The following is a 22,656-nucleotide window of genomic DNA, read 5'->3' as shown; positions in this document are numbered from 1 at the left end:
GCTCGCTGTCCACGTGGGCCCGTGCAACCCTTGAGGGGATATGACTTCTACTTCGCACCACAACCTCTTCCGCTCCCGGGCCGAGGCGCTCGCCGAGGAGCAGGACCCCTGGCTCGACGAGGGCGTCGAGGCGTACGACGGCGAACAGCTCGACCGTGAGGAACGGGCCGCGCTGCGGCGCGTCGGCGGGCTGTCGACCGAGCTCGAGGACATCACCGAGGTCGAGTACCGCCAGCTGCGCCTCGAGCGGGTCGTGCTCGCCGGGGTGTGGACCGAGGGGACCGCCGAGGACGCCGAGAACTCCATCCGCGAGCTCGCCGCGCTCGCCGAGACCGCCGGGTCGACCGTCCTGGACGGCGTGATCCAGCGGCGGCTGCGGCCCGACGCCGGGACCTTCCTCGGCTCCGGCAAGGCCGAGGAGCTGCGCGAGATCGTGCAGGCCGAGGGCGCCGACACCGTCATCTGCGACGGCGAGCTCACCCCGGGCCAGCGGCGTGCGCTGGAGGACGTCGTCAAGGTCAAGGTCATCGACCGGACCGCGCTGATCCTGGACATCTTCGCCCAGCACGCCAAGTCGCGAGAGGGCAAGGCGCAGGTCGAGCTGGCGCAGCTGCAGTACCTCCTGCCGCGCCTGCGCGGCTGGGGCGAGTCGATGTCCCGCCAGGCCGGTGGCCAGGCCGCCGGCGGCGTCGGCATCGGCTCCCGCGGCCCCGGTGAGACCAAGATCGAGCTCGACCGGCGGCGCATCAACACCAAGATCGCCCAGCTCAAGCGGGACATCAAGAAGATGAAGACCTCCCGCGACGCCAAGCGTTCCAGCCGGCGCGCGAGCGAGGTGCCGAGCGTCGCGATCGCCGGATACACCAACGCCGGCAAGTCCTCCCTGCTCAACCGGCTCACGGGCGCGGGCGTGCTGGTCGAGAACCAGCTCTTCGCCACGCTGGACCCGACCGTGCGCCGGGCCGAGACCCCCGACGGGCGCCCCTACACCCTGGCCGACACGGTCGGCTTCGTGCGCTCCCTGCCGCACCAGCTGGTCGAGGCCTTCCGCTCCACCCTGGAGGAGGTGGGCGACTCCGACCTCCTGCTGCACGTCGTCGACGGCTCGCACCCCGACCCGGAGGGGCAGATCAGCGCCGTCCGGGCCGTGATGTCCGAGATCGGCGGCGACCGGCTGCGCGAGATCATCGTCATCAACAAGGCGGACGCGGCGGACCCCGAGGTGCTGCTGCGGCTGCGGGCCCACGAGAAGCACGCGATCGTCGTGTCCGCCCGCACCGGCGCGGGCATCGACGAGCTGCGTCGGCTGATCGCAGAGGAGCTGCCGCAGCCGGAGATCGCCGTGGAGGTGCTCCTGCCCTACGACCGGGGCGACCTGGTCTCGCGGCTGCACTCCGAGGCCGACCTCGAGAGCGAGGAGCACACGGGGGCCGGCACCCTGGTGCGCGCGATGGTGCACCCGCGCCTGGCCGGCGAGCTCGAGCCGTATGCCGTGACCCGTCACCGTCCCGTCAGGGCCGGCTGAGGCCCTGCCGCGCGTCGTCGAGGCAGGTCGCCTGCTTGCCCCGCGGGACCCCGAAGCTGCGCAGGCAGGTGCACCGGCGCCCCGCGCGGGTTGCCTCGCCCGCGAGGCGTGACCACACGAAGCGCTCCATCTGCAGGTAGTCCCCGAAGTCGAGCTCGCCGCCGTCGACGAGGGGCGCCAGCTCGGCGCTGACCGTGATCCGGCAGTCCCGCAAGGGGATTCGCTCGGCGAGGGCCGCCAGACGCTCCTCGGTCCAGTCGGTGCCCTCCCAGTCGACGTCGTTCGCGGTCTCGGGCACGTCGATCCGGCACTCCAGGGCGCGCGCCGGCTCGGACGTCGAGAAGGCGAGGCTCTGCGCGCGGCACCCCTCGCCGCCGACGAACGCGTGCAGGTGGCCGCCCAGGGCCGCGACCATGGCGAGCGCGTCGTGCGTCACGGCGAACTGTGCTGTGCCACCGGGGTGGTCGACGGTGGCGGCATACGGCATGGGTGAGCGTCCTCGGGGTGGGGAGGGGAATCCGGTGGGGTCTGTCGGAGGCTACGGCTAACGTCGGGACCATGGCCACCGCCGCGCTCGACCGCCCCCTGCCCCTCGAGGCTCCGACGACCGTGGAGACCGCTCGGCTGCGGCTGCGACCGCCGACCCTCGCGGACGCGGAGCTCCACCACGCGCTGCACTCCGACGAGCGGCTCTACCGGCACGCGCCGTGGGCGGTGACGACGGACCGGGCCGCCAACCTGAGGGCGCTGCAGAGCTGGGTGGACGTCTGGCAGCAGCGAGGGGTGCACTACTGGGTCGTCGAGTCGCGCGTCACCGGTGAGCCGTGCGGCTTCGCGGGGATCCGGTTGCAGGACGACGGGACCGCCAACCTCTACTACCGGTTCGCGGCCGAGACGCACGGCCAGGGCATCGGCCGGGAGGCCGCCCGCGCGGTCACGGTGTGGGCGAGCGAGTGGGCGCCGGCATACGTGGTCTCGGCGGTGGCCCGGGACGACAACCCCGCCTCGGGCCGCACGGCCGCCGCGGCCGGGCTGGTGCCCGGGGAGCCGCACGTGATCCCGGGAGACCCGGTCGAGGCGGGGCCGTCGCGCGCGTGGTGGCTGCCCCGTATGACGGTGGTGCGGGGGGCCGAGCACGGCTTGGACTCGCCGCTGCGGGAGCAGATGCTCGACCTGTGGTGCGCGGTCAACGCCGCCGGGGGAGCGGTCGGCTTCACCCGGGAGTCGCCGCGCGAGGCCGTGGCGGCGACCCTCGACGAGGCCCTCGCCGCCACCGACGACGAGCTGCGGACGCTCGCGGTCCTGCGGGACCGCACCGGGCGTCTGCTCGGGTTCGGCTGGTGGATCCGCAGCGCGGACGGGCTCTTCCGACACACGGCGACGCTGAAGCGCTTCATGGTCGACCCGGCCGTGCAGGGGCGCAACCTGGGAGCCGTGGCGCTCGCCGGGATGCACGCCGTCGCCCGGACGCTCCCGGGGCTCGAGGTGTGCGACCTGACCTATCGCAGCGGGCTGGGGCTCGGCCGGTTCTACGCGCGGATGGGGTGGACCGAGGTGGGGCGCGTGCCGCGCTCTCTGTGGCTGAGCGCGGACGACCGGCGCGACAGCGTCTGGATGGTCCGGTCGGTGACCGGTGCACCCGTGAAGGCGGAGGGATCCCTATGAGCCGTATGACGATTCGCGTGGCCCGAGTCGATGACCTGCTGCTCCTGCCGGCGATCGACGCCTCCGGAGGGCCGCTCTTCCGTGGCGCCCGGATGGACCTGGTGGCGGACATGCCCCCGGACCCGCCCGAGGCGTTCGAGCCCGCCCTGGCGGCGGGCACGCTGTGGGTGGCGGCGGACGGGGACGACCGGCCGGTCGGCTTCGTGCGGGTCGAGCTCGTCGACGGCCACCCGCACGTCGACCAGCTCAGCGTCCACCCGGACCACGCGGGGCAGCGCCTGGGGGCGCGGCTCCTCGAGGCCGCGGAGACGTGGGCGCGGTCCGCGGGGCACGCGGAGATGAGCCTGACGACCTACCGCGACGTGCCGTGGAACGGTCCCTACTACGAGCGGCTGGGGTGGCGGGTCCTGCCGGTGGCGTCGCTCGGCCCGGGACTGGCGGCGGCGCGGCAGCACGAGCGCGACCGGGGGCTGGGCCGGTGGCCGCGCCAGGCGATGGTCAAGGACCTGGCGCCCGGCCCGGGTGGTCGACCGGTCCTGACGACGCCTCGCGTCACGCTGCGGCCCATGACGCTCGAGCACCTCCCGCTCCTGCACCGTCTCGACGCGGACCCCGAGGTGATGCGCCACCTGCTCGGGCGGGCACGGACGCCGGAGGAGATCGATGCCTTCTGGGCACCCAGGTGCGCGGACCCGAGCGGCGACGCCCTCGGCCTGGGCTGGTGGGTGGGCTTCGCGGGCGCAGGCGCGGGTGCTGACTTCCTCGGCTGGTGGGACCTGGGGCGCAGCGACTCCGAGCCGGGGTCACCGGTGCGCCCGGACGCTGCCGAGATCGGGTGGCGGCTCGACCGTCGCTACTGGCGTCGGGGGCTCGCGTCCGAGGGCGCGGCGGCGCTGGTGCGCCACGGCTTCGAGACCGTCGGGCTGCGACGGATCTGGGCCGAGACGATGGCGGTCAACGCCGCCTCCCGGGGCGTCATGCGCAGGCTCGGGATGCGGCACGTCTCGACCGAGGTGCGCGCGTGGGACGACCCGCTGCCGGGTGCTGAGGAGGGCGAGGTCACCTACGAGATCACCGCGGAGGCGTGGCGCCGCGGGCTTCGCTAGACCGGGCTAGGCGCCGCTGCGGTCCGCCTGGGTCAGGTCGAGCTTGAGCCCCGCGTGGCTGGCGGCATACCCGAGGCGGTCGTAGAACCGGTGCGCCTCCTGCCGGGTCAGGTCGGTGGTCAGCTGGCTGAGCGACGCTCCGCGCTCCCGCCCCCACTGGTGGGCCCAGGCGAGCATCGCTGCCCCCAGACCGGATCCGCGGGCGCGGTCCGCGACGCGCACGGCCTCGACCTGCAACCTCGTCGTGGCGGAGCGGGACAGCCCGGGCAGGATCGTCAGCTGCATGGTGCCGACCACCTGCTCGTGGGGGTCTGCCTCGTCGCGGACCACGACGAGCAGGTGGGACCGGTCGGCGTCGATGCGGTGGAACGCAGCGACATACGGCTCGAGGTCCTCGACCTCCCGGGCCGCCCCGAGCGGGTCGTCGCGCAGCAGCCCGACGATGGCCGGGACGTCGGCCACCCCGGCGCGCTGGACCCGGAGCGTGCGCCCGTCGACGACGAGGTGGTCGAGGTCCTCGGTTCGGGGTTCGGCGACGAAGAGGCAGAAGGGGTGACCCGCGGGATCGGCGTAGACATAGAGGGGTTCGTCGGGATCGTCGGTCCGGTCGAGGAGCAGCTCGGCCCCGAGCGTCAGGGCGCGTGCGTGGTGCTCCTCCAGCGCTGCCCGGTCGGGGACGGTGAGGTCGAGGTGCAGCTGCATCGGCACGTCCGGGGCCGGCCAGGTGGTCCGCTGCAGGTGCTCGACCTGCTGGAAGGCGAGCGTCCGCGTGCCGTCCGGCCGGGTCAGCACCAGCCAGTCGGCGTCGTCGGACGCGGGGTCCGCCGGAGGCTCGTCGCCGGGCCGGTAGACCAGCCCGAGCAGCTGACGGTAGAACTCCGCCAGGGAGCGGACGTCCTTGGCGTCGAGCACGGTGTGCAGCACGGACGGGTGCGGGCTCATGCCTCCATTGTGGCCCGCCGTCGGCTCGGTAGTCGCAGGGTCACGGTGCACGGGACAGCAGCTGCTGGAGCTGGTGGAGAGTGTCGGTGAGCTGGTCCGCGGCAGACTCCGACCACTGGAGGCGACGGAGCTCGGCCGCCAGTGCGCGCCGGCCGCGCCCGCGGATGTCGTCGACCGCGGACGGTCGCAGGGTCACGAGGGTCCGGCGGCGATCGACCGGGTCGCGACGGCTGGTGGCCAGATCCGCCTCGACGAGCGCGGCGACCACCTTGGACACGGCAGCCTGCGACAGCGAGGTGCCCTGGGCCACGGCCCCCACCGACGACTCGCCGGCCCGGACGAGGTGCTCCACCACGGCGATCTCCGACGGGGAGGCCGTCTCGCCCGGGTGGGTGCTGAGCTGCACGGCCAGCGAGCGCAGCTGACGGGCCAACCGATAGACGTCTCCGGTGTCCATGCCTTGACGATACATCATAAGTGATGCATTACTGGTGATGCATAGTTTCGTCCGGACGCCCCGTCCAGGAACCCCGCCGAGAGCGAGCGTCATGCACACCACCACCCCGCCGCGGGCTCTGCCCTGGGCCGCCCAGCTGGCCCTCCTCGTCGGCCCCATGCTGTCGATGATCGACTCCAGCATCGTCACGGTCATGACCCCCCCGCCTGGTCGTCGACCTGCGCGCAGGCATCGACCAGGTGCAGTGGGTGTCGAGCGCCTACCTCCTCGCCCTGGGGGTGGGGCTGTGCCTGACGCCGTGGCTGACGTCGCGGTTCGGGAGCAGGCGGGTCTACGCCGTCTCGCTGGCGCTGTTCACCCTGACCTCGGCCGGCTGTGCGCTGGCGGGCAGCCTGAGCGTGCTGATCGCTGCGCGAACCCTGCAGGGCCTGGTGGCGGCCCCCATGGTCCCGGTCGCGATGACGGCCCTGCTCGGGACGAGCGAGGTGCGCCGGGACGTCTCCGCCGCGGCGGGGGTCGTGCTGTTCGCGGCCCCCGCCTTCGGCCCCGTGGTGGGCGGGGTGGTCCTCGACCTCCTCGGGTGGCCCGCGACGTTCTGGATAAACGTCCCGGTCGGGGTGGCGGGGCTGTGGGGGTGTCGCGCGCTGGGCAGCGTCCTCGGGTCCGATCGGGTGGGGCGGCCCTTCGACGTCCGGGGCCTGGCCCTCCTCGCCCCGGGGCTCGTCGCAGTCCTCTGGAGCTCCCACGAGGCGCCTGCGGCGGGCTGGGCTTCCGCGGGGGTCATCATCCCTCTGGCGTGCGGGTCTCTCGCCCTGGGCTGCTTCGTCGTCCATGCGGCGCGGCACACCGACCCGTTGGTGAGGGTCCGGCTGCTCGGCACCCGTGCCGGCCTGGCCGGGACTATCGTCTGCAGCCTGGCATCGGTGGTCGCCTATGCCACCGTCTTTTTCATCCCCGTCTACCTCCAGCGCGTCCAGCACCACAGTGCCGTGGTGGCCGGACTCGCCCTGCTCCCCGCCGGCGTGGTGACCGGGCTCGGCTCGGTCGCGGGGGAGTCGGCGGTGCGCCGGTGGGGCCTACGGCCGGTAGCGGTCGCGGGCCTGCTGGCTCTCGGCGCGGTGTCCGCTCTCTTCGTCGGCTTCTCAGCCACCACCGCGCTCGGCTGGTCCTGCCTGGTGCTCGGTGCCCGCAGCCTGGCGGTCGGCCTGGTGACGACACCCGTGCTCACCGTCATCTCTGCGTCCGTCCCCGCCGGCGACGCCGACGACGTCAACGCGGCGTTCAACCTGGCCCTGCGCGTGTCCGGCGCGGTCGGGATCGCCTCCCTGACATCGGTTTTCCTCGCTGCCCCGGATCCGGTCGCCGGGCTGCATGCCCTGTCCCTCGTGATGAGTGTCATCAGCGTCGTGGCGGCGGCCATCGCCTGCCTGCTGCCCCTGGACCGACCCGCCTCAGCCTCGTTGCCGGTTCGTCCCGCCGCAGGCCGGTCCCGCGCCTGACCGGCGACCGGCAGACCGGCACTCCTGGACCAGCGCCTCCACCTCGTCGATGGCTCTCGCGAGCTCGTCCCGGCCGGGGCCGCAACGGCTCAGCGCAGCGGCCGCCCGGGACGTGAAGCCTCGGGTGTCGAGGGGCAGGCGCGCGACGCCGGGCACCAGGTCCTTCTCGTTGGTCACCCACGCACCGGCGCGCGCGTGCCAGGCGTGGGCGCAGAGCATGAGGGCACGCGCGAGGCAGAGCGCCACATAGGTCACGTCCTCGCGGGGGAGGGCCTTGCGCGCGACGGTGCACAGGAAGTCCGCCTCCCACGCCGCCTCGACCAGGGCATCGCGCAGCGGGGCCGGGTAGCCGCCCAGCCGGGACCGGAGCCGGGACAGCGCCCCGTCGGGGTCGGCGAGGACGCGGGCGGTGACCAGCTCCCCGGCATACGAGACGTCCAGGAACCCCAAGGGGTGACCCGGCTGGGGGTGGAACGCGAGCTCGGCGCGCAGGGCACGCTCCGTCTGCTCCGCGACCCGCGCGAGGGAGCGCAGGATGAGGTCCACCGGTGTGCCGGCCACGGTGAGCCACGCGCCCCCGTCGACCCAGGGCCCCCAGCCGCCCGGCCCCGCGACCGGCGCGGGCTCGTCGGACCAGGCGGAGGCCACCCGCTGCAGGGCTGCCAGGTCCAGCGACATCGAGTCAGAGTCTGAGCCTGAAGCCTCGTAGTAGACACCGAGGTCCACGTCCGACCCGGCGTGATGGGTTCCGCGAGCGCGGGATCCGCCGAGCGTCACGCCCACCACGCCGTCGACCGACGCGAGATCGGCTGCCAGCCGGCGGATCTCGTGATCACTGATCACGAGCAGGCTTGCGGTAGACGGAGACGTGCGAGCCCGACTCCGAGGTGAACGGCGCCCCTCGCCAGTCGGCGTGCCGCGACTCCAGCTCCATCCCGGCCAGACGCGCCATGAGGTCGAGCTCGGACGGCCAGACGTAGCGGTGCGGGGAGCGCCCCACCGTCGCCGAGCGCCCCTCCCCGAACCTGACGTGGTGGGACATCAGCCGCTGCGTCGCCGTGTCGAGGGTGTCGACGAGCAGGTAGCCGTCCTCCACGGCGCCGACCAGCGCGGGCACCCCGGGCGCCCCCTGCTGCAGCTGCGGCACCCACAGCTCGATCACGAACCTCCCGCCCGGTCGCAGGTGCGCCGCCGCGTTGCGGAAGCACTCGACCTGCGCGTCCTGCGTGAGCAGGTTGCCGATCGTGTTGAAGACCAGGTAGACGAGCGAGAACTCGCCCGGGGCACGGGTGCTCGCCATGTCGCCCTGCACGACGGGCAGGTCGGCGTCGCTCACCTTCTCCCGCAGGCGGGCGATCATGTGGCGACTGATCTCGATGCCGGTCACCGCGATCCCGCGCTGCGCGAGCGGTATGGCGACCCGCCCGGTCCCGACCGCGAGCTCGAGCGCCGGGCCGCCTTCGGCCAGGTCGGCGAGACGGTCGACGGTGGGACCGAGGACGTCGGGCGCCTCCATGCCGGTGCCCGGGGTGTCATAGCTCGCTGCGGCGCGGGCGTCCCACAGCTCTTCCTGGTCGAGGTGGTCCAGCGAGGTCAGGTCGTGGGGCATGCGTCCAGCGTGCCCGGACCGCGAGCCGGACGGCCACCGGTTTGGCGTCAGGCGGCCGGCTCCGACCCGAAGAAGTCCCGCAGGTGGGAGGCGACCTCCTCGGCCCAGGGCTCGCGCAGCAGCGTGAAGTGGTCCCCGCTGACCTCGAGCAGGTGGTGCCGACCGATCAGGTGCGGCTCCCAGCCCTGCCGGGCCTCCTTCTCGGGGCTCTGCGCCACGAGCACGAGGGCGTCGCCGGCCCACGGCTGGGAGCGGTAGGAGCGGGCCATCCCGTCGGCCTGCACGAAGAACCGCCAGGCGTCGGTGCCACCGCGGGTGTCGCGCAGCGAGGCACGCAGGAGCCGCACCACCGAGTGCGCGCGGTCCGCCAGGGAGGTGCCCTCCATGGCCGGGGGCTGGCGGCGCGGGTCCGGGGGGAAGGAGTCGATGACGGCCAGCCGGGCCTGCTGCCCCTGGGCCCGCAGCTGCTGGCACATCTCGAAGGCCAGCAGGCCGCCGAAGCTGTGCCCGGCCAGCAGGTAGGGGCCCTCCGGCTGCACGGCACGCACGGCCTCGACGTAGCGAGCCGCCAGGGAGCGCAGCGTCAGCCGCGGCAGGCCGCGCCCCTCGAGGACGGGGTTCTGCAACCCGTAGGCGGGGCGGTCCCCGAGGCGCAGCGCGATGGGGCGCAGGGCGATCGCCATACCGCCTGCGCCGGCGACGAAGAACACCGGCGCGATGCCCGGCCGGCCGGGCACCAGCGTCACCAGCGCCGGGTCGGGCACCTGGTCGGGGGCGCGGATGCGGGCGGCGAAGTCGCTCAGCACGGGGGCCTCGGCGAGGACCGAGGTGCGCGCCAGGGCGGGCTGGATCCCCAGCTCGGTGATCAGGCGGGACATCAGCGCCTCCGCGGCGAGCGAGTCACCGCCCAGCGCGAAGAAGTCGGACTCCGGCTCGATCTGCCCGTCGTGCTCCAGCGCGGCGGCCCACTGCTCGGCGACGAGCTGCTCCCAGCGGGTGGTCCGCTGCGGGCCCGGGGCAGGTGTGGGCACGGCGGGCAAGGCGGCGCGGTCGATCTTGCCGCGGTCGTTGCGGGGCAGGGCCCCCACCAGCGCGAACACCTCGGGGACCATGTGGCCGGGCAGCCGGCCGCGCAGCGCCTGGCGCCACCGGGCCGTCAGCGCCGGGTCGGGCAGGGTGACCTCGCCGCCCGCAGCGACCCCACCGGTGGACCCGCCGTCGCGCGGCACGACATAGGCCACGAGGCGGGGTCGTCCGTCGCTGGGCCGCGGCTGCGACACGACGACCGCCTCCCGGACGTCGTCCAGGGCGAAGAGCGCCGCGTCCACCTCGCCGGGGTCCACGAGGTAGCCGCGGATCTTCACGCTGTGGTCGGCCCGTCCGACGATCTGGACGGCACCGTCGGGTCCCCGGCGGCCCAGGTCGCTGGTGCGGTAGGTCCGGGTGCCGTCGGGGTTGTCGCGGAAGGCCGCCGTGGTCTCCGCCGGCATCTGCCAGTAGCCCGTGGCCACCTGGGGAGCGGTCACCTCGAGCCGGCCCACCTGGCCCTCCTCGGCAGGGCTGCCGTCCGCCGCGACGACGGACAGGACCGTCCGCCCCACGCCGCTCCCCGCGGGCAGCGGACCGTCGGGGATGACGGCGCCCGGGCCGATGACGTGCTCGGCGATGAGCCCGGTCTCGGAGGAGCCGTAGCGGTTGCGGATCAGGCACCCCGGCGGCAGCAGCGGGCGCACCGCGGCGACGTCCCGGCCGTAGGACGACTCCCCGGCCACGGTCAGCCGGCGCAGCGTGAGCAGCCTGGCCGGGTCGGGGCCGGACGCGACGAAGCCACGCAGGATGGCCGGGCTGGTGATCATCAGCGTGCACCCGTGCTCCGCGATGACGTCGGGCAGCCCGGCGATGCCGCGCCCCCGGGCGTCGTAGAGGCGCATGCGGGCCCCGACCAGGAGACCGTGCACGGTCGTGGTCAGGCCGGCGTGGAAGGCGATGGGCAGGGTGTGCGCGAGGGTGTCGGCCGAGGTGTAGCAGTCGGTCGCGACGGAGCTGTTCCACGCGTCGCGCACCAGCAGGCGGTGGTCGTTGGCCACCGGCTTGGGGGTGCCCGTGGAGCCGGAGGTGAACGCCAGCGCCGCCACGGACGCGGGGTCCGGCGGGGCGGCCCAGAGGTGCTCCGGCTCGGCCGGCGCCTGGTCGCGGAGCGGCACGGCCGTGACGGGCAGCTCGGCCGCCAGCCGCTCGTTGGCCGGGTCGACCAGCAGCAGCCGGGCGCCGGACCGTCGGATCAGCTCCTGCTGGCGGGGTCCCGGTGTGCGGGCGTCCAGCACCAGCACCGGGTGCCCGGACGCGAGGACGGCGACCAGGCCCGCGACCGCGGTCACGGTGTGCTCGCAGCACAGGGCCACCGGCTCCAGCGCTCCGAACCCCTCGGGGCCCCGGCGCTCCGGGGGCGGCTGCAGCTGCCCGAGGGCGCCGCGCAGCCCGAGCAGGATCCCGGCCGCCCGCTCGGCCAGCTCGCGGTAGCTGAGCTCCTGCTCCTCGTCGCAGACCGCCGGGTCGTCGGGGCGGGCCAGCACGACGTCGCGCAGCCGCGGGAGCACGCCCCCCGCGACGTCGGTCTCGGCCAGCTCGCGCCACGCGACGGTGCCGCTGCTCAGGTCGTGGTCCGGGTATGGCGCACCCGCCCGGTCGTCGTGCTGCAGCATGGTCCCCCCAGGTCGTCCGCGACTGCCCGCGCTCGCCAGGCTAGGCCCGCTATGACCCAACGTGCACCAGGCTGGGTCTTCGCAGGGCCGAACGGGGGACCCGGCGTCGCTGACCCCCGGTGGCAGCTCGCCGAGGGTGACGGCGACTCAGGAGCTGAAGTCGAGCCGCATCTGCGGCGGCGCGTAGGCCGGGTCGACGCCGTCGAACAGGCTCGAGATCGACGCGCCCGCGTGGATCCGGGCGATCGCCTCGGCGAAGAGGTCGGCCGTGGAGCAGATCGTGAGCTCCGGCCAGTCCGCCGGCGCCGGCACCGTGTCGGTGGTGACGACCTCGCTGATCATGGGGTGCCGGCGCAGCCGCTCCACGGCCCGGCCGGTGAAGAGCCCGTGGGTGCACGCCACCGCCGCGCTGGTGCAGCCCGCCTCGCGCAGCTTGTCGAGCAGCTCGACGATGGACCCGCCCGTGGCGATCTCGTCGTCGAGCACGATCGCGGTCTTGCCGGCCACGTCCCCGACGATCATCTCGATCTCCACCTTGTCGTCGGCCTTGCGCTGCTTGGAGCCCGCCGCGACGGGCAGCCCGAGCAGCCGGGCCAGCAGCGACGCCGTCTTGGCGTTGCCGAAGTCCGGGGAGACCACGACGTGCTTGCCGAGGTCCCGCCCCCGGAAGTGGTCGGCCAGCACGCCGGTCGCGGTGAGGTGGTCCACCGGGACCGAGAAGAAGCCGTGGACCTGCGGCGCGTGCAGGGTCATCGTCAGCACCCGGTGCGCCCCCGCGGTCTGGATGAGGTCGGCGACCATGCGCCCGCCGAAGGAGATCCGCGACGCGTCCTTCTTGTCGGAGCGGGCGTAGGCGAAGTGCGGCATCACGGCGGTCACCGAGGCGGCGGACGCGCCGCGGGCCGCGTTGATCATCAGCAGCAGCTCGAAGAGGTGCTCCTGGGTCGGCGGCACCAGCGGCTGGATGAGGTAGACGTCCTTCTGCCGGCAGTTCTCCAGCAGCTGGACCTGCAGGCAGTCGTTGCTGAAGCGGACCACGTCCACCCCCGACAGCGGGACGCCCAGCTCGTCGCAGATCCGCTGCGCCAGCTCGGCGTGGGCACTGCCGGAGAAGACCACTATGTCGCGCACGGGGGCCACCTTCGCAGGGGACGGGGAGCTGGCTCGGCCCAGCATATCGACGGACGGCGGAGGGGGTCTGTCGGTGCCGTGGCCTAGGGTTGCGGCGTGCCTCACCCAGACCTGGACCGCTACCTCGACGCCGCCGTCGGAGGGGTCGGCGGCACCACCCGGCCCGGCCAGGTCCAGATGGCCCGGGCCGTGTCCGACGCCATCGACCGGGACGAGCACCTGCTGGTCCAGGCGGGGACGGGCACCGGCAAGTCGCTCGCCTACCTCGTGCCGAGCCTGCTGCACGCCATGGACTCCGACCATCCCGTCGTCATCGCCACGGCCACGCTCGCGCTGCAGGCGCAGATCGTCGACCGGGACCTGCCGCGGCTCGCCGAGGCGGTGGCCCCGATCGCGGGCAGGCGACCGACATACGCGCTGGTCAAGGGACGCCGCAACTATGTCTGCCGGCACAAGCTCGACGGCGGGATCCCGGACGACGACGCCGACGCGCTGCTGGGCGTGGGCGCGGTCGACGCCACCGTCGGGCGGCTGGGGCAGGAGGTGCTGCGGCTGCGCTCCTGGGCCGAGCACACGGTCTCCGGCGACCGCGACGAGCTGGTCCCCGGTGTCACCGAGCGGGCCTGGCGGCAGGTGAGCGTCAGCGCGCGAGAGTGCCTGGGTACCAAGTGTCCCCAGCGGGCTGAGTGCTTCGTGGAGCGGGCGCGGGAGGCGGCCAAGGAGGTCGACGCCGTCGTCACCAACCACTCGTTCATGGCGATCGACGCGTTCGAGGGGCGGGTGATGCTGCCGGAGCACGACGTGCTGGTGGTGGACGAGGCCCACGAGCTCGTGGACCGCGTCACCGCGACCGTCACCGACGAGCTGGGCGCCGGGTCCGTGGCCACCGCCTCGCGGCGGTGCGGCAGGCTCGCCGACGGGTCGGCGCTCGCCGAGGCCGGCGACGTCCTCGGCGAGGTCCTCGACGGCCTCGAGGAGGGCCGCCTCGACGCCCCGCCCACCGCGCTCGTGCAGGCGCTGATGCGGGTGCGCGACACCGCGCGCGGGATCCAGTCCGAGCTCAAGCCCGACAAGGGACAGGCGGAGGATGCCGACGCGGGGGCGCGCAAGGTCGCCCAGGCCGCGGTGGAGGAGGTCTTCGACACGGCGGAGCGGATCCTGGAGGGCCGCGAGCTCGACGTCGTGTGGTTGTCCAAGGACCCGCGCCGGGGCGGGGTGCTGCGGGTCGCGCCGATGAGCGTGGCGATGGACCTGCGCGACAAGGTCTTCGGCGACCGCACGGTGGTGATGACCTCCGCCACGCTGGAGCTGGGCGGCAGCTTCGACGCCGTGGCCGGCACGCTGGGGCTGCGCGGCGCGGGCGCGCCGGCCTGGTCCGGGCTCGACGTCGGCTCGCCCTTCGACTACCCCCGACAGGCGATCGCGTATGTCGCCAAGCACCTGCCGCAGCCCGGCCGCGACGGCACCGCCGAGCAGACGCTGGACGAGATCGAGGCGCTGGTGCGGGCGGCCGGCGGACGCGCGCTCGGGCTCTTCTCGTCGATGCGCGGGGCGCAGGCGGCCACGGAGGCGTTGCGGGAGCGGTTCGCCGCGGATGGGACCGACATCCAGGTGCTGTGCCAGGGGGAGGACCAGACCACCACGCTGGTGCGGCAGTTCGCGCGCGAGCCCCGGGTGGCGCTCTTCGGGACGCTGACGCTGTGGCAGGGCGTGGACGTGCCGGGCACCGCGTGCCAGCTCGTCATCATCGACCGGATCCCCTTCCCCCGGCCGGACGACCCCCTGACCTCGGCGCGCACCGAGGCGATCGGCCGGGTCGGCGGCAACGGCTTCATGGCCGTGGCGGCGACCCACGCCGCGCTGCGGCTGGCCCAGGGGGCGGGGCGGCTGATCCGTCGCGGCGACGACCGCGGCGTCGTGGCCTTCCTCGACTCCCGGATGATCACGGCGCGCTACGCGGGCTTCCTGCAGCGGTCGCTGCCGCCGTTCTGGCCGACGACGGACCGGGAGCTGGTGCTCGGTGCCCTGCGCCGCCTCGACCGGACCGCGGGCCCGGTGACGCCGGTGCACGAGCCGGCGCTGCGCTCGCTCACGGGGGAGGTCACCCAGGACGCCGTGTCGGCCACGCCCCGCCCGTCCGCGACCGAGCCCCACCCCGCGCCCCCGTCGACGCGCAGCGCCGTCACGGGCGGGCACGCCTGGACCGACGACCAGGACGCCGAGCTGCGCGAGGGGGTCGACGCCGGGCTGTCCCTGGACGAGCTGGCCGACCACTTCGAGCTCGACGCCGAGGTGGTCGAGGCGCGCCTGGCGGCGCTGAGGCTCTCGCTGCAGCCGCAGGCCGGGTTCGCCTTCGACGAGGCCTGAGGGAGCCGAACGCGAGGGCCTGTCGGTGCCCCGTGGCAGGCTGTGTCCCGTGACCGCCCCCCCCGCCTCGCGCATCCCGCCGCTCGTCCTCGTCACCGGCCCCGAGGGCGTGCTGGCCGACCGGGCGCTGCGCTCGACCGTCGCCGAGATCAAGGGCCTGCACCCCGACCTCGAGACGGTGACCCTGCAGGGCAGCGGCTACGACGGCGGCGAGATCGCCCTGCACGCCAGCCCCAGCCTCTTCGGCAACGCCAGGACCATCGTCGTGCGCGACCTCGACGAGGCGACCGACGAGCTGCAGGCCGACCTGCTCACCTACCTCGGCGGCCCCCCGGCGGACGACGTCTGGCTGGTCGTCCTGCACAAGAGCGGCAACCGCGGCAAGAAGGTGCTCGACACGATCAAGAAGGCCGGCGCCCGCGTCATCGACTGCCCCGCCATCAAGACCGACGCCGACAAGTCGTCCTTCGTCACCCAGGAGTTCCGCGCGGCCCGGCGCAAGATCACCCCCGACGCGGTCCGCGCGCTGGTGGAGGCCGTCGGCAAGGACGTGCGCGAGCTCGAGTCGGCGTGCTCCCAGCTGGTCCGGGACACGACCGGCACCGTGGACGAGGCGGTCGTGTCCACCTACTACGCGGGCCGGGTCGAGGCGACCGGGTTCCGGGTGGCCGACGCCGCCATCGCGGGCAACGCCTCCGAGGCGCTGCGGCTGCTGCGCCACGCCATCGCGGGCGGCGACAACCCCGTGCCCATCGTCGCGGTCCTCGCCATGAAGCTGCGCCAGCTCGTCAAGGTCGGTGCCGCCGGGCGGGGGCCGTCCGGGCAGCTCGCCAAGTCCCTGGGCATGGCGCCCTGGCAGGTCGACAAGGCGCGCCGGGAGCTGGGCGGCTGGGAGGCCGAGGCGCTCGGCCGGTGCATCCAGGCCGTGGCGCAGGCCGACTTCGACGTCAAGGGTGGTGGCCGGGACCCGGTCTACGCCGTCGAGCGCGCCATCCTCACCATCGCGCGCGAGCGCCGCGGCGGCTGAGCCCGAGGAGGTCCGAGCCCGAGGAGCGCGGGCCGTCAGTCGACGGTCTCCAGCAGCTCCAGGACCCGGTCCATCATGAGGTCGGTGGCGGCGGCGTCATACTCGTCGGTGAGGTCCTTGTCGTTGAAGAGGTGACCGGCTCCCGGGTAGACGAAGTCGTCGACGGTCGCGCCGCCCGCGCGCAGCGAGCCGATGGCCTCCTGCGCCTCCTCCTCGTCGAGGAAGTCGTCGTCCTCCTTGCGGTGCACCTGGACCGGGCAGTCGGCGGGCCAGGTCGTGCCGTCGCCCCACGCCGTCATGGGGGCGGCACCACCGACGAGGACGGCCGCCCGGGCCTGCATCTTCAGTGCCACGTGCTCGGCCATCGCCGCGCCCATCGAGAAGCCCGCCACGACCATGCCGGTCGGCACGCCGTCCTTGCTGAGCTTGAGGGCGTGCGCCAGCACCGTCTGCCGGTCGTGCTGGTCCGCCTCGGCCGTCGCCGAGTCGTAGTCGTCGAAGACCCGCCCGTCGGCGTAGTCGATGATGCGCACGTCGTGCCCCGCGGCGCGGAGCCGGTCGGCGAAGTCGAAGACGCCGGCGCGGACGCCGAGGACGCTGGGGTACAGAGCGACGGTGGCCATGGGTCGACCGTAGCCCGCCCGCCGGGGACGGGCCAGGGGAGACCCCCGACTCTGGTAACGTTGACCCTTGCGTGCGCGCTCTGGTCGTGCGCGCATGCAAGCACCACCCAGCCGCTCCTCATCCCACGGGTGCCCCACGCCCGGTCCCGAGGACGGCTGCCGCCCTCAACGGCACTGCAACCGACCTTTCGAAGGATTCTCGTGGCAAACATCAAGTCCCAGATCAAGCGGATCAAGACCAACAACGCCCGGACCGAGCGCAACAAGGCGTACAAGTCCGAGCTGCGTACCTACGTCCGCAAGTTCCGCGCTGCGGTCGAGGCCGGCAACACCGAGGAGACCACCTCCGCCCTGCGCGAGGCCTCCCGCAAGTTGGACAAGGCCGTCAGCAAGGGCGTCATCCACAAGAACCAGGCGGCCAACAAGAAGTCGGCCATGGCGAAGGCTGCCGGCAAGCTCGGCTGAGCCTGCGGCACCCGCCTGACGACGGGCCGTCACCTCACGAGGTGACGGCCCGTCGTCGTGCCCGGGGCGGGTCGGGCGTCAGGGTCGGACGGTCAGGCGCGCCGCGCGCGCACGGCCTGCGCCACCAGCGCGAACGTCTCGGGCGGCAGCGTCGCACCGATCCGACGCACGGTCCCCGGGTCCAGCTGCAGCACCCGGTCGACGCGCACCTCGCTCGGGCGACCGCGCGCGTCCCAGGCGCCCGAGCCGATGTCGCACCAGTGGCGCCCCTGCGACGCCTCCTGCTCGGCGTCGCGGTCGTGGTCCTTGCTGGTCATCGGCAGCGCCAGCAGGTGCTCGCGGTGGCGCCCGACGACCAGCACCGGGCGGTCCTTGCCCCGGCTGTGGTCCTCCTCGTAGGGCACCCACGCCCACACCACCTCGCCCGGGTCGGGCAGGTCGTCGTCGACCGGGGCGTAGGTCAGCTCCGGCAGCCCGGTGTAGTCCCCGGCATACGCGCGCGTCGCCGGCTCGGGTGCTCGCTGGGGGGAGGGGCGTCGCCGGTCCGTCCGACCGCGCTGCTCGTCGCCGGCGCGGCGGGCCGCATCGACGACGATGCCCGTGAGCGCGCGGACGAGCCTCCTGCCGAGTGATGCCATAGTGGGACGTTAGCGCTTGCCGAGGTCGTCGAGCCGCACCCCCACCCCCGTCGACCTCCAGGAGCAGCCGTATGCCGCCCGACGACCCCCTCGCCGCGCCCCCGCAGGAGGCGCCGCGCCGTCACGCGGGCCCGGCGATCCTCGCCCTCGCCGTGGGTGGGTTCGCCATCGGGACGACGGAGTTCGCGTCGATGGGGATGCTGCCCGAGATCGCCCACGGCGTCGGTGTCGACATCCCGACGGCCGGGCACCTGGTGTCGGCCTACGCGCTGGGTGTGGTGGTGGGCGCGCCGACCCTGGCGGTCCTGGCGTCGCGGCTGCCGCGCCGGCGGGTGCTCGTGGCGCTGATGGCGGTCTTCGCCGTGGCCCACCTGGCGAGCCTGCTGGTGACGAGCTACGGGCCGCTGATGCTCCTGCGCTTCCTCGCGGGGCTGCCCCACGGCGCCTACTTCGGGATCGCGTCGCTGGTCGCCGCGTCGCTCGTGGACGACCGGCGCCGCACGCAGGCCGTCTCCCACGTCCTCATGGGGCTGACCGTCGCCAACATCGTCGGGGTCCCCGCGGCGACCTGGCTCGGCCAGGTGCTGGGCTGGCAGCAGGCCTACGCCGTCGTGGGGGTCCTCGGCCTGCTCACCATGGCCGCGGTGTCGACCCTGGTGCCGCACCAGCCGGGCAACCCCGGGGCATCGGTGCGCCGCGAGCTGTCGACGCTGCGCCGGCCGCAGGTGTGGCTGGCCCTGGCCATCGGGACGGTCGGGTTCGGCGGGATGTTCTCGACCTACGCCTACATCTCACCGACGCTGCAGACGCTCGGCGGGTGGTCGGCCGGGGCGGTCCCGTGGATCCTGGCGCTCTACGGCACCGGGTCGACGACGGGCGCCGCGCTCGCGGGGCGGGTGGCGCGGCACGGCATCCTGCGCGGCATCGCGGTGCTGCTGGTGCTGATCGGGGCGCTGCTCGCCGTCTACGCCCTGCTGCTGCCGTATGCCGTGGTCGGCCTCGCCGCGACCTTCGTCCTCGGGATGCTCCCCAGCATGCTCGTCCCGCTGCTGCAGACCCGCCTGATGGACGTCGCCCACGAGGGGCAGTCGTTGGCCGCCGCGCTCAACCACTCCACGCTCAACGTCGCCAACGCGCTCGGCGCGTGGCTCGGGTCGCTGGTCCTGGCGGCGGGCTGGGGCTATGCCTGGCCCAGCCGGGTGGGGGTGGTGCTGGCCGTCCTGGGCCTGGCCGTCACCGCGTGGAGCGCCCTGCTCCAGCGCCGAGCCGCCTGACCGGGGCGGGGGCGGGGGCGGCATACGGGCTGGGCGACCTGTGGGAGACTGGGGAGCTGACCGTGCCCTGTGCTCCCCGGACCCCAAGTTGAGGTAGTCGCCCCGTGTCTCCCATGGCCACCACCGCGTTGAAGCCCCACGCGACGCCACCGGAGCAGATCCGCAACTTCTGCATCATCGCCCACATCGACCACGGCAAGTCGACGCTGGCCGACCGGATGCTCCAGAAGACCGGCGTGGTCGAGGAGCGGGCGATGCGGGCGCAGTACCTCGACCGGATGGACATCGAGCGCGAGCGCGGCATCACCATCAAGTCGCAGGCCGTCCGGATGCCCTGGGAGCTCGACGGTCAGACCTACTGCCTCAACATGATCGACACCCCGGGACACGTCGACTTCACCTACGAGGTGAGCCGCAGCCTCGCGGCGTGCGAGGGGGCTGTGCTCCTCGTCGACGCGGCGCAGGGGATCGAGGCGCAGACCCTCGCCAACCTCTACCTGGCGATGGAGAACGACCTCACGATCATCCCGGTGCTCAACAAGATCGACCTGCCGGCCGCGCAGCCCGAGAAGTATGCCGCCGAGCTCGCCGGCCTGATCGGGTGCGACGAGTCCGACGTGCTGAAGGTGTCCGGCAAGACCGGCGTCGGCGTCGAGGACCTGCTCGACGAGATCGTCCGGCAGCTGCCGGCCCCGACCGGTGAGGCCGACAAGCCCGCCCGCGCCATGATCTTCGACTCCGTCTACGACACCTACCGCGGCGTGGTGACCTATGTCCGCGTCATCGACGGCAACCTCAGCCCGCGCGAGCGGATCCAGATGATGTCCACCCGGGCCACCCACGAGCTGCTGGAGATCGGCGTCATCTCGCCGGAGCCGATGCCCTCGCAGGGGCTCGGCGTCGGCGAGGTCGGCTACCTCATCACCGGCGTCAAGGACGTGCGGCAGTCCCGCGTCGGCGACACGATCACCAACCAGGCCAAGCCCGCGGCCGAGGCGCTCGGCGGCTACCGCGACCCGCGGCCCATGGTCTTCTCGGGGCTCTACCCGATCGACGGCACCGACTACCCGCTGCTGCGCGACGCGCTGGACAAGCTCAAGCTCAACGACGCCGCGCTGGTCTACGAGCCGGAGACGTCGGCGGCCCTGGGCTTCGGCTTCCGCGTCGGCTTCCTCGGGATGCTGCACCTGGAGATCGTGCGGGAGCGCCTCGAGCGGGAGTTCGGCCTCGACCTCATCTCGACGCTGCCCAACGTGGAGTACGAGGTCACCATGGACGACGGCAGGCTCGTCGAGGTGACCAACCCCAGCGAGTTCCCCGACGGCAAGATCGCCGACGTGCGCGAGCCCGTGGTCCGCGCCACGATCCTGGCCCCCAGCGACTTCATCGGCGCGATCATGGAGCTGTGCCAGGCCAAGCGCGGCACCCTGCGCGGGATGGACTACCTGTCCGAGGAGCGCGTGGAGATGCGCTACACGCTGCCGCTCGCGGAGATCGTCTTCGACTTCTTCGACCAGCTGAAGTCCCGGACCCGCGGCTACGCCTCCCTGGACTACGAGCCCGACGGCGACCAGCTCGCCGACCTGGTCAAGGTCGACATCCTCCTGCAGGGCGAGCAGGTCGACGCGTTCAGCTCGATCGTGCACAAGGACAACGCCTACTCCTACGGCGTCATGATGGCCGGCAAGCTGCGCGAGCTCATCCCGCGGCAGCAGTTCGAGGTGCCGATCCAGGCGGCCATCGGCTCGCGCGTCATCGCCCGCGAGACCATCCGCGCGATCCGCAAGGACGTCCTCGCCAAGTGCTACGGCGGCGACATCAGCCGCAAGCGCAAGCTGCTCGAGAAGCAGAAGGAGGGCAAGAAGCGGATGAAGATGGTCGGTCGCGTCGAGGTGCCCCAGGAGGCCTTCATCGCCGCGCTGTCCAACGACGGCGGCGGGGACGGCAAGGCGAAGGGCAAGAAGTGACCGAGCCCCTCCCCGAGGAGCGCGCCTACACCGTCGGTCTCGCGGAGCCGTTGCCCCACAAGGGCGCTCGCCGCATCGTGAGCTTCGCCCGCACGGACGCCCGGCTGCAGGACAAGGACGCTCGCGCGCTCGAGCGGTATGGCGACGCCTACCTGCTCGACGTCCCCCGCGACGCGGCGCGCACCGACGTCGACCCGGCCGCCCGCCTCGCCCCGGCCGCCGTCTGGGGCCGGGTCGCGCCGCTGATCGTGGAGGTCGGTGCCGGGTCGGGGGACGCGACGGTGGCCGGGGCGACGGCATACCCCGATCACGACCTGCTGTCCCTGGAGGTCTACCGACCGGGGCTCTACGACATGCTCCGCAAGGTGGGGTCGCGCGGGCTCGCCAACGTGCGGCTCCTGGAGGCCGACGCGGTGCCCGTCTTCGAGACGCTGCTGGCGCCCGGCTCGGTGCGCGAGGTCTGGACCTTCTTCCCGGACCCCTGGCCCAAGACCCGGCACCACAAGAGGCGGATCGTGCAGCCGGCGTTCGCGTCGCTGGTGGCGCGGGTCCTTGAGCCGGGCGGCGTCTGGCGCCTCGCGACGGACTGGTCGGACTACGCGCAGGCGATGCGCGAGATGCTCGACGCCCACCCCGACCTCGAGGGGGGCGAGGACGCGCGGTTCGCGGTGCGGCCGATGACGCGCTTCGAGAGGCGGGGGATCGCAGCGGGCCGGTCGATCCACGACCTCACCTACCGCCGGCGCTGACCCTCGCGCGGCGTCAGCGCAGCGGCTCGAGCGCCAGGACGCAGGAGTCGCCGACCTTGCGGTAGCCGACGCGCTGGTAGAGCTGGGACGACTCCGGGTGGTCCAGGTCGGTGTAGAGCAGGCAACGGGCCCCCGACGAGCGTTGCCGCCCGCTGACGGCGGCCACGGTGGCTGCGGCATACCCGTGGCCGCGGTGCTCGGGCGGGGTGTAGACCCAGGAGATGCGGGACACGCCGCCGTGCGGCCGCGACGCGTGGGCCATGGAGACGGCCTGGCCGTCGACCTCCCACAGCTGCATGCCGCCGCGAGCAACCCACTGCTGCAACGGAAATCGCGGCGGAGCCTCGGTCCGGGTCTCCTCCAGGTAGGCCTCGGCCCAGGCCTGCAGCAGCGTCAGGTCCTCGGTCGTGGCGGGTCGCAGCGCCCCCTGGACCCCGCGGGGGTGGCGCGGCGGGCGAGGGAGGTCGTGCATGCCCTCGCGGCGCACCACCCAGATCCGGGTGCCCTGCTCGAAGGCGAGCGTCTCGGCGAAGGCCAGCGCCCCGGGCACCAGGCCGCCGACGCGGGAGATGGGCAGCTGGTCCGCGAGCGAGCGCCGGGCGAAGGCCCGCGCCGCGTGCTGGTCGACCGTCGCGACGTGGAAGGGGCGCGGCGGCGTGTGCATCGCGAGGGCGATCACCCGGCCGTCGCGGCGGGCCCAGTACCACTGCGCATCGGGGTAGTCGTGCGGGGCCTCGATGGCGTGCGCCAGCGTGGTCGCGATCACCGAGTGGATCACCGGGGCGGCCGCGATGCGCGGGCCCGACACCTGGCGGAAGTCCTCGGCCACCGTGGTGCGGGCCACCGTGATGCCCTTCGCCGTCCCGCGCATGGGAGTCACTGTCGCACGGAGGGCGTCCGTCGGCCCAGC

The 22,656-nt window shown here is 73.7% G+C and carries 20 protein-coding genes and 1 pseudogene; 10 read left to right on the top strand and 11 right to left on the bottom strand.

The features are described from left to right. Window positions 1-40 precede the first annotated feature (40 nt). Entirely contained in the window at window positions 41-1,525 is a 1,485-nt protein-coding gene (gene hflX / locus ADJ73_RS14445) for a GTPase HflX (protein ID WP_050348848.1), read from the top strand. Here hflX and ADJ73_RS14440 read toward each other — a convergent pair. Continuing rightward, window positions 1,512-2,012, bottom strand: coding sequence for a hypothetical protein (locus ADJ73_RS14440; protein WP_050348847.1), 501 nt, complete (start codon window positions 2,010-2,012; stop codon window positions 1,512-1,514). The two genes, hflX and ADJ73_RS14440, sit on opposite strands and share 14 nt — an antisense overlap. 71 nt (window positions 2,013-2,083) lie before the next feature. Here ADJ73_RS14440 and ADJ73_RS14435 point away from each other — a divergent pair, with 71 nt between their 5' ends. Further along, a complete protein-coding gene (locus ADJ73_RS14435) occupies window positions 2,084-3,190 on the top strand; it encodes a GNAT family N-acetyltransferase (RefSeq protein WP_050348846.1) in 1,107 nt (368 codons plus the stop codon). A 17-nt stretch (window positions 3,191-3,207) separates the two neighbouring features. Continuing rightward, window positions 3,208-4,296 (top strand): GNAT family N-acetyltransferase, encoded by a 1,089-nt coding sequence (locus tag ADJ73_RS16720; protein ID WP_172669735.1) that lies wholly within the window; start codon window positions 3,208-3,210, stop codon window positions 4,294-4,296. Between the two features lie 6 nt (window positions 4,297-4,302). Here the strand turns inward: ADJ73_RS16720 and ADJ73_RS17625 are convergent, their stop codons facing one another. The 3 genes and pseudogenes from ADJ73_RS17625 to ADJ73_RS14415 all read right to left on the bottom strand — a co-directional run bounded on the left by ADJ73_RS17625 (window position 4,303) and on the right by ADJ73_RS14415 (window position 5,695). After that, window positions 4,303-4,626 (bottom strand): GNAT family N-acetyltransferase, encoded by a 324-nt coding sequence (locus ADJ73_RS17625; RefSeq protein WP_253272738.1) that lies wholly within the window; start codon window positions 4,624-4,626, stop codon window positions 4,303-4,305. A 201-nt stretch (window positions 4,627-4,827) separates the two neighbouring features. Next, window positions 4,828-5,238: pseudogene (locus ADJ73_RS17620) on the bottom strand (VOC family protein); the annotation flags it as partial. A gap of 40 nt (window positions 5,239-5,278) precedes the next feature. Then, the gene (locus ADJ73_RS14415) at window positions 5,279-5,695 is read right to left on the bottom strand and encodes a MarR family winged helix-turn-helix transcriptional regulator (protein ID WP_050348845.1); all 417 of its coding nucleotides are present in this window, start codon (window positions 5,693-5,695) and stop codon (window positions 5,279-5,281) included. A 248-nt stretch (window positions 5,696-5,943) separates the two neighbouring features. Here ADJ73_RS14415 and ADJ73_RS14410 point away from each other — a divergent pair, with 248 nt between their 5' ends. Next, window positions 5,944-7,194: an MFS transporter gene (locus ADJ73_RS14410; protein WP_050348844.1), complete on the top strand. Its 1,251-nt coding sequence runs from the start codon at window positions 5,944-5,946 to the stop codon at window positions 7,192-7,194. Here ADJ73_RS14410 and ADJ73_RS14405 read toward each other — a convergent pair. From ADJ73_RS14405 to ADJ73_RS14390, 4 genes are all read right to left on the bottom strand, one after another. Next, window positions 7,147-7,977 (bottom strand): nucleotidyltransferase domain-containing protein, encoded by an 831-nt coding sequence (locus tag ADJ73_RS14405; protein WP_253272737.1) that lies wholly within the window; start codon window positions 7,975-7,977, stop codon window positions 7,147-7,149. The two genes, ADJ73_RS14410 and ADJ73_RS14405, sit on opposite strands and share 48 nt — an antisense overlap. 49 nt (window positions 7,978-8,026) lie before the next feature. Further along, a complete protein-coding gene (locus ADJ73_RS14400) occupies window positions 8,027-8,803 on the bottom strand; it encodes a class I SAM-dependent DNA methyltransferase (protein ID WP_050348842.1) in 777 nt (258 codons plus the stop codon). Window positions 8,804-8,850: 47 nt separating this feature from the next. Continuing rightward, window positions 8,851-11,505, bottom strand: a complete 2,655-nt coding sequence (locus tag ADJ73_RS14395; RefSeq protein WP_050348841.1) for an AMP-binding protein — start codon at window positions 11,503-11,505, stop codon at window positions 8,851-8,853. A gap of 147 nt (window positions 11,506-11,652) precedes the next feature. Continuing rightward, a complete protein-coding gene (locus tag ADJ73_RS14390; protein WP_050348840.1) occupies window positions 11,653-12,636 on the bottom strand; it encodes a ribose-phosphate diphosphokinase in 984 nt (327 codons plus the stop codon). A 96-nt stretch (window positions 12,637-12,732) separates the two neighbouring features. On the opposite strand from ADJ73_RS14390, the gene ADJ73_RS14385 reads away from it, so the two are divergent. Both ADJ73_RS14385 and holA read left to right on the top strand, forming a co-directional pair. Continuing rightward, a complete protein-coding gene (locus ADJ73_RS14385; RefSeq protein ID WP_050348839.1) occupies window positions 12,733-15,003 on the top strand; it encodes an ATP-dependent DNA helicase in 2,271 nt (756 codons plus the stop codon). Between the two features lie 49 nt (window positions 15,004-15,052). Then, complete coding sequence (holA, locus tag ADJ73_RS14380; RefSeq protein WP_082177023.1) at window positions 15,053-16,030, top strand: DNA polymerase III subunit delta; 978 nt, start codon at window positions 15,053-15,055, stop codon at window positions 16,028-16,030. 35 nt (window positions 16,031-16,065) lie between these two features. On the opposite strand, the gene ADJ73_RS14375 is transcribed toward holA, so the two are convergent. Further along, window positions 16,066-16,653, bottom strand: a complete 588-nt coding sequence (locus ADJ73_RS14375) for a dienelactone hydrolase family protein (RefSeq protein WP_050348838.1) — start codon at window positions 16,651-16,653, stop codon at window positions 16,066-16,068. A gap of 201 nt (window positions 16,654-16,854) precedes the next feature. Here ADJ73_RS14375 and rpsT point away from each other — a divergent pair, with 201 nt between their 5' ends. Further along, window positions 16,855-17,118 (top strand): 30S ribosomal protein S20, encoded by a 264-nt coding sequence (gene rpsT / locus ADJ73_RS14370; protein WP_050348837.1) that lies wholly within the window; start codon window positions 16,855-16,857, stop codon window positions 17,116-17,118. A 92-nt stretch (window positions 17,119-17,210) separates the two neighbouring features. On the opposite strand, the gene ADJ73_RS14365 is transcribed toward rpsT, so the two are convergent. Continuing rightward, on the bottom strand, window positions 17,211-17,756 hold the full coding sequence (locus tag ADJ73_RS14365; RefSeq protein ID WP_050348836.1) for a type II toxin-antitoxin system PemK/MazF family toxin: 546 nt from the start codon (window positions 17,754-17,756) through the stop codon (window positions 17,211-17,213). A gap of 71 nt (window positions 17,757-17,827) precedes the next feature. Between ADJ73_RS14365 and ADJ73_RS14360 the strand changes: the two genes are divergently transcribed. The 3 genes from ADJ73_RS14360 (at window position 17,828) to trmB (ending at window position 21,746) form a co-directional block, all read left to right on the top strand. Further along, window positions 17,828-19,030 (top strand): MFS transporter, encoded by a 1,203-nt coding sequence (locus ADJ73_RS14360; protein ID WP_050348835.1) that lies wholly within the window; start codon window positions 17,828-17,830, stop codon window positions 19,028-19,030. A 113-nt stretch (window positions 19,031-19,143) separates the two neighbouring features. Further along, window positions 19,144-20,997: a translation elongation factor 4 gene (gene lepA, locus ADJ73_RS14355; protein ID WP_050348834.1), complete on the top strand. Its 1,854-nt coding sequence runs from the start codon at window positions 19,144-19,146 to the stop codon at window positions 20,995-20,997. Further along, window positions 20,994-21,746, top strand: coding sequence for a tRNA (guanosine(46)-N7)-methyltransferase TrmB (gene trmB / locus ADJ73_RS14350; protein WP_216593647.1), 753 nt, complete (start codon window positions 20,994-20,996; stop codon window positions 21,744-21,746). The genes lepA and trmB overlap by 4 nt, the downstream gene beginning before the upstream one ends. A gap of 13 nt (window positions 21,747-21,759) precedes the next feature. Here trmB and ADJ73_RS14345 read toward each other — a convergent pair whose 3' ends face one another. After that, the gene (locus ADJ73_RS14345) at window positions 21,760-22,617 is read right to left on the bottom strand and encodes a GNAT family N-acetyltransferase (protein ID WP_050348833.1); all 858 of its coding nucleotides are present in this window, start codon (window positions 22,615-22,617) and stop codon (window positions 21,760-21,762) included. Between the last annotated feature and the right edge of the window lie 39 nt (window positions 22,618-22,656).

The organism is Arsenicicoccus sp. oral taxon 190 (assembly GCF_001189535.1).
Lineage (GTDB): Bacteria > Actinomycetota > Actinomycetes > Actinomycetales > Dermatophilaceae > Arsenicicoccus.
This window is presented reverse-complemented; position numbering and strand designations above follow the sequence as displayed.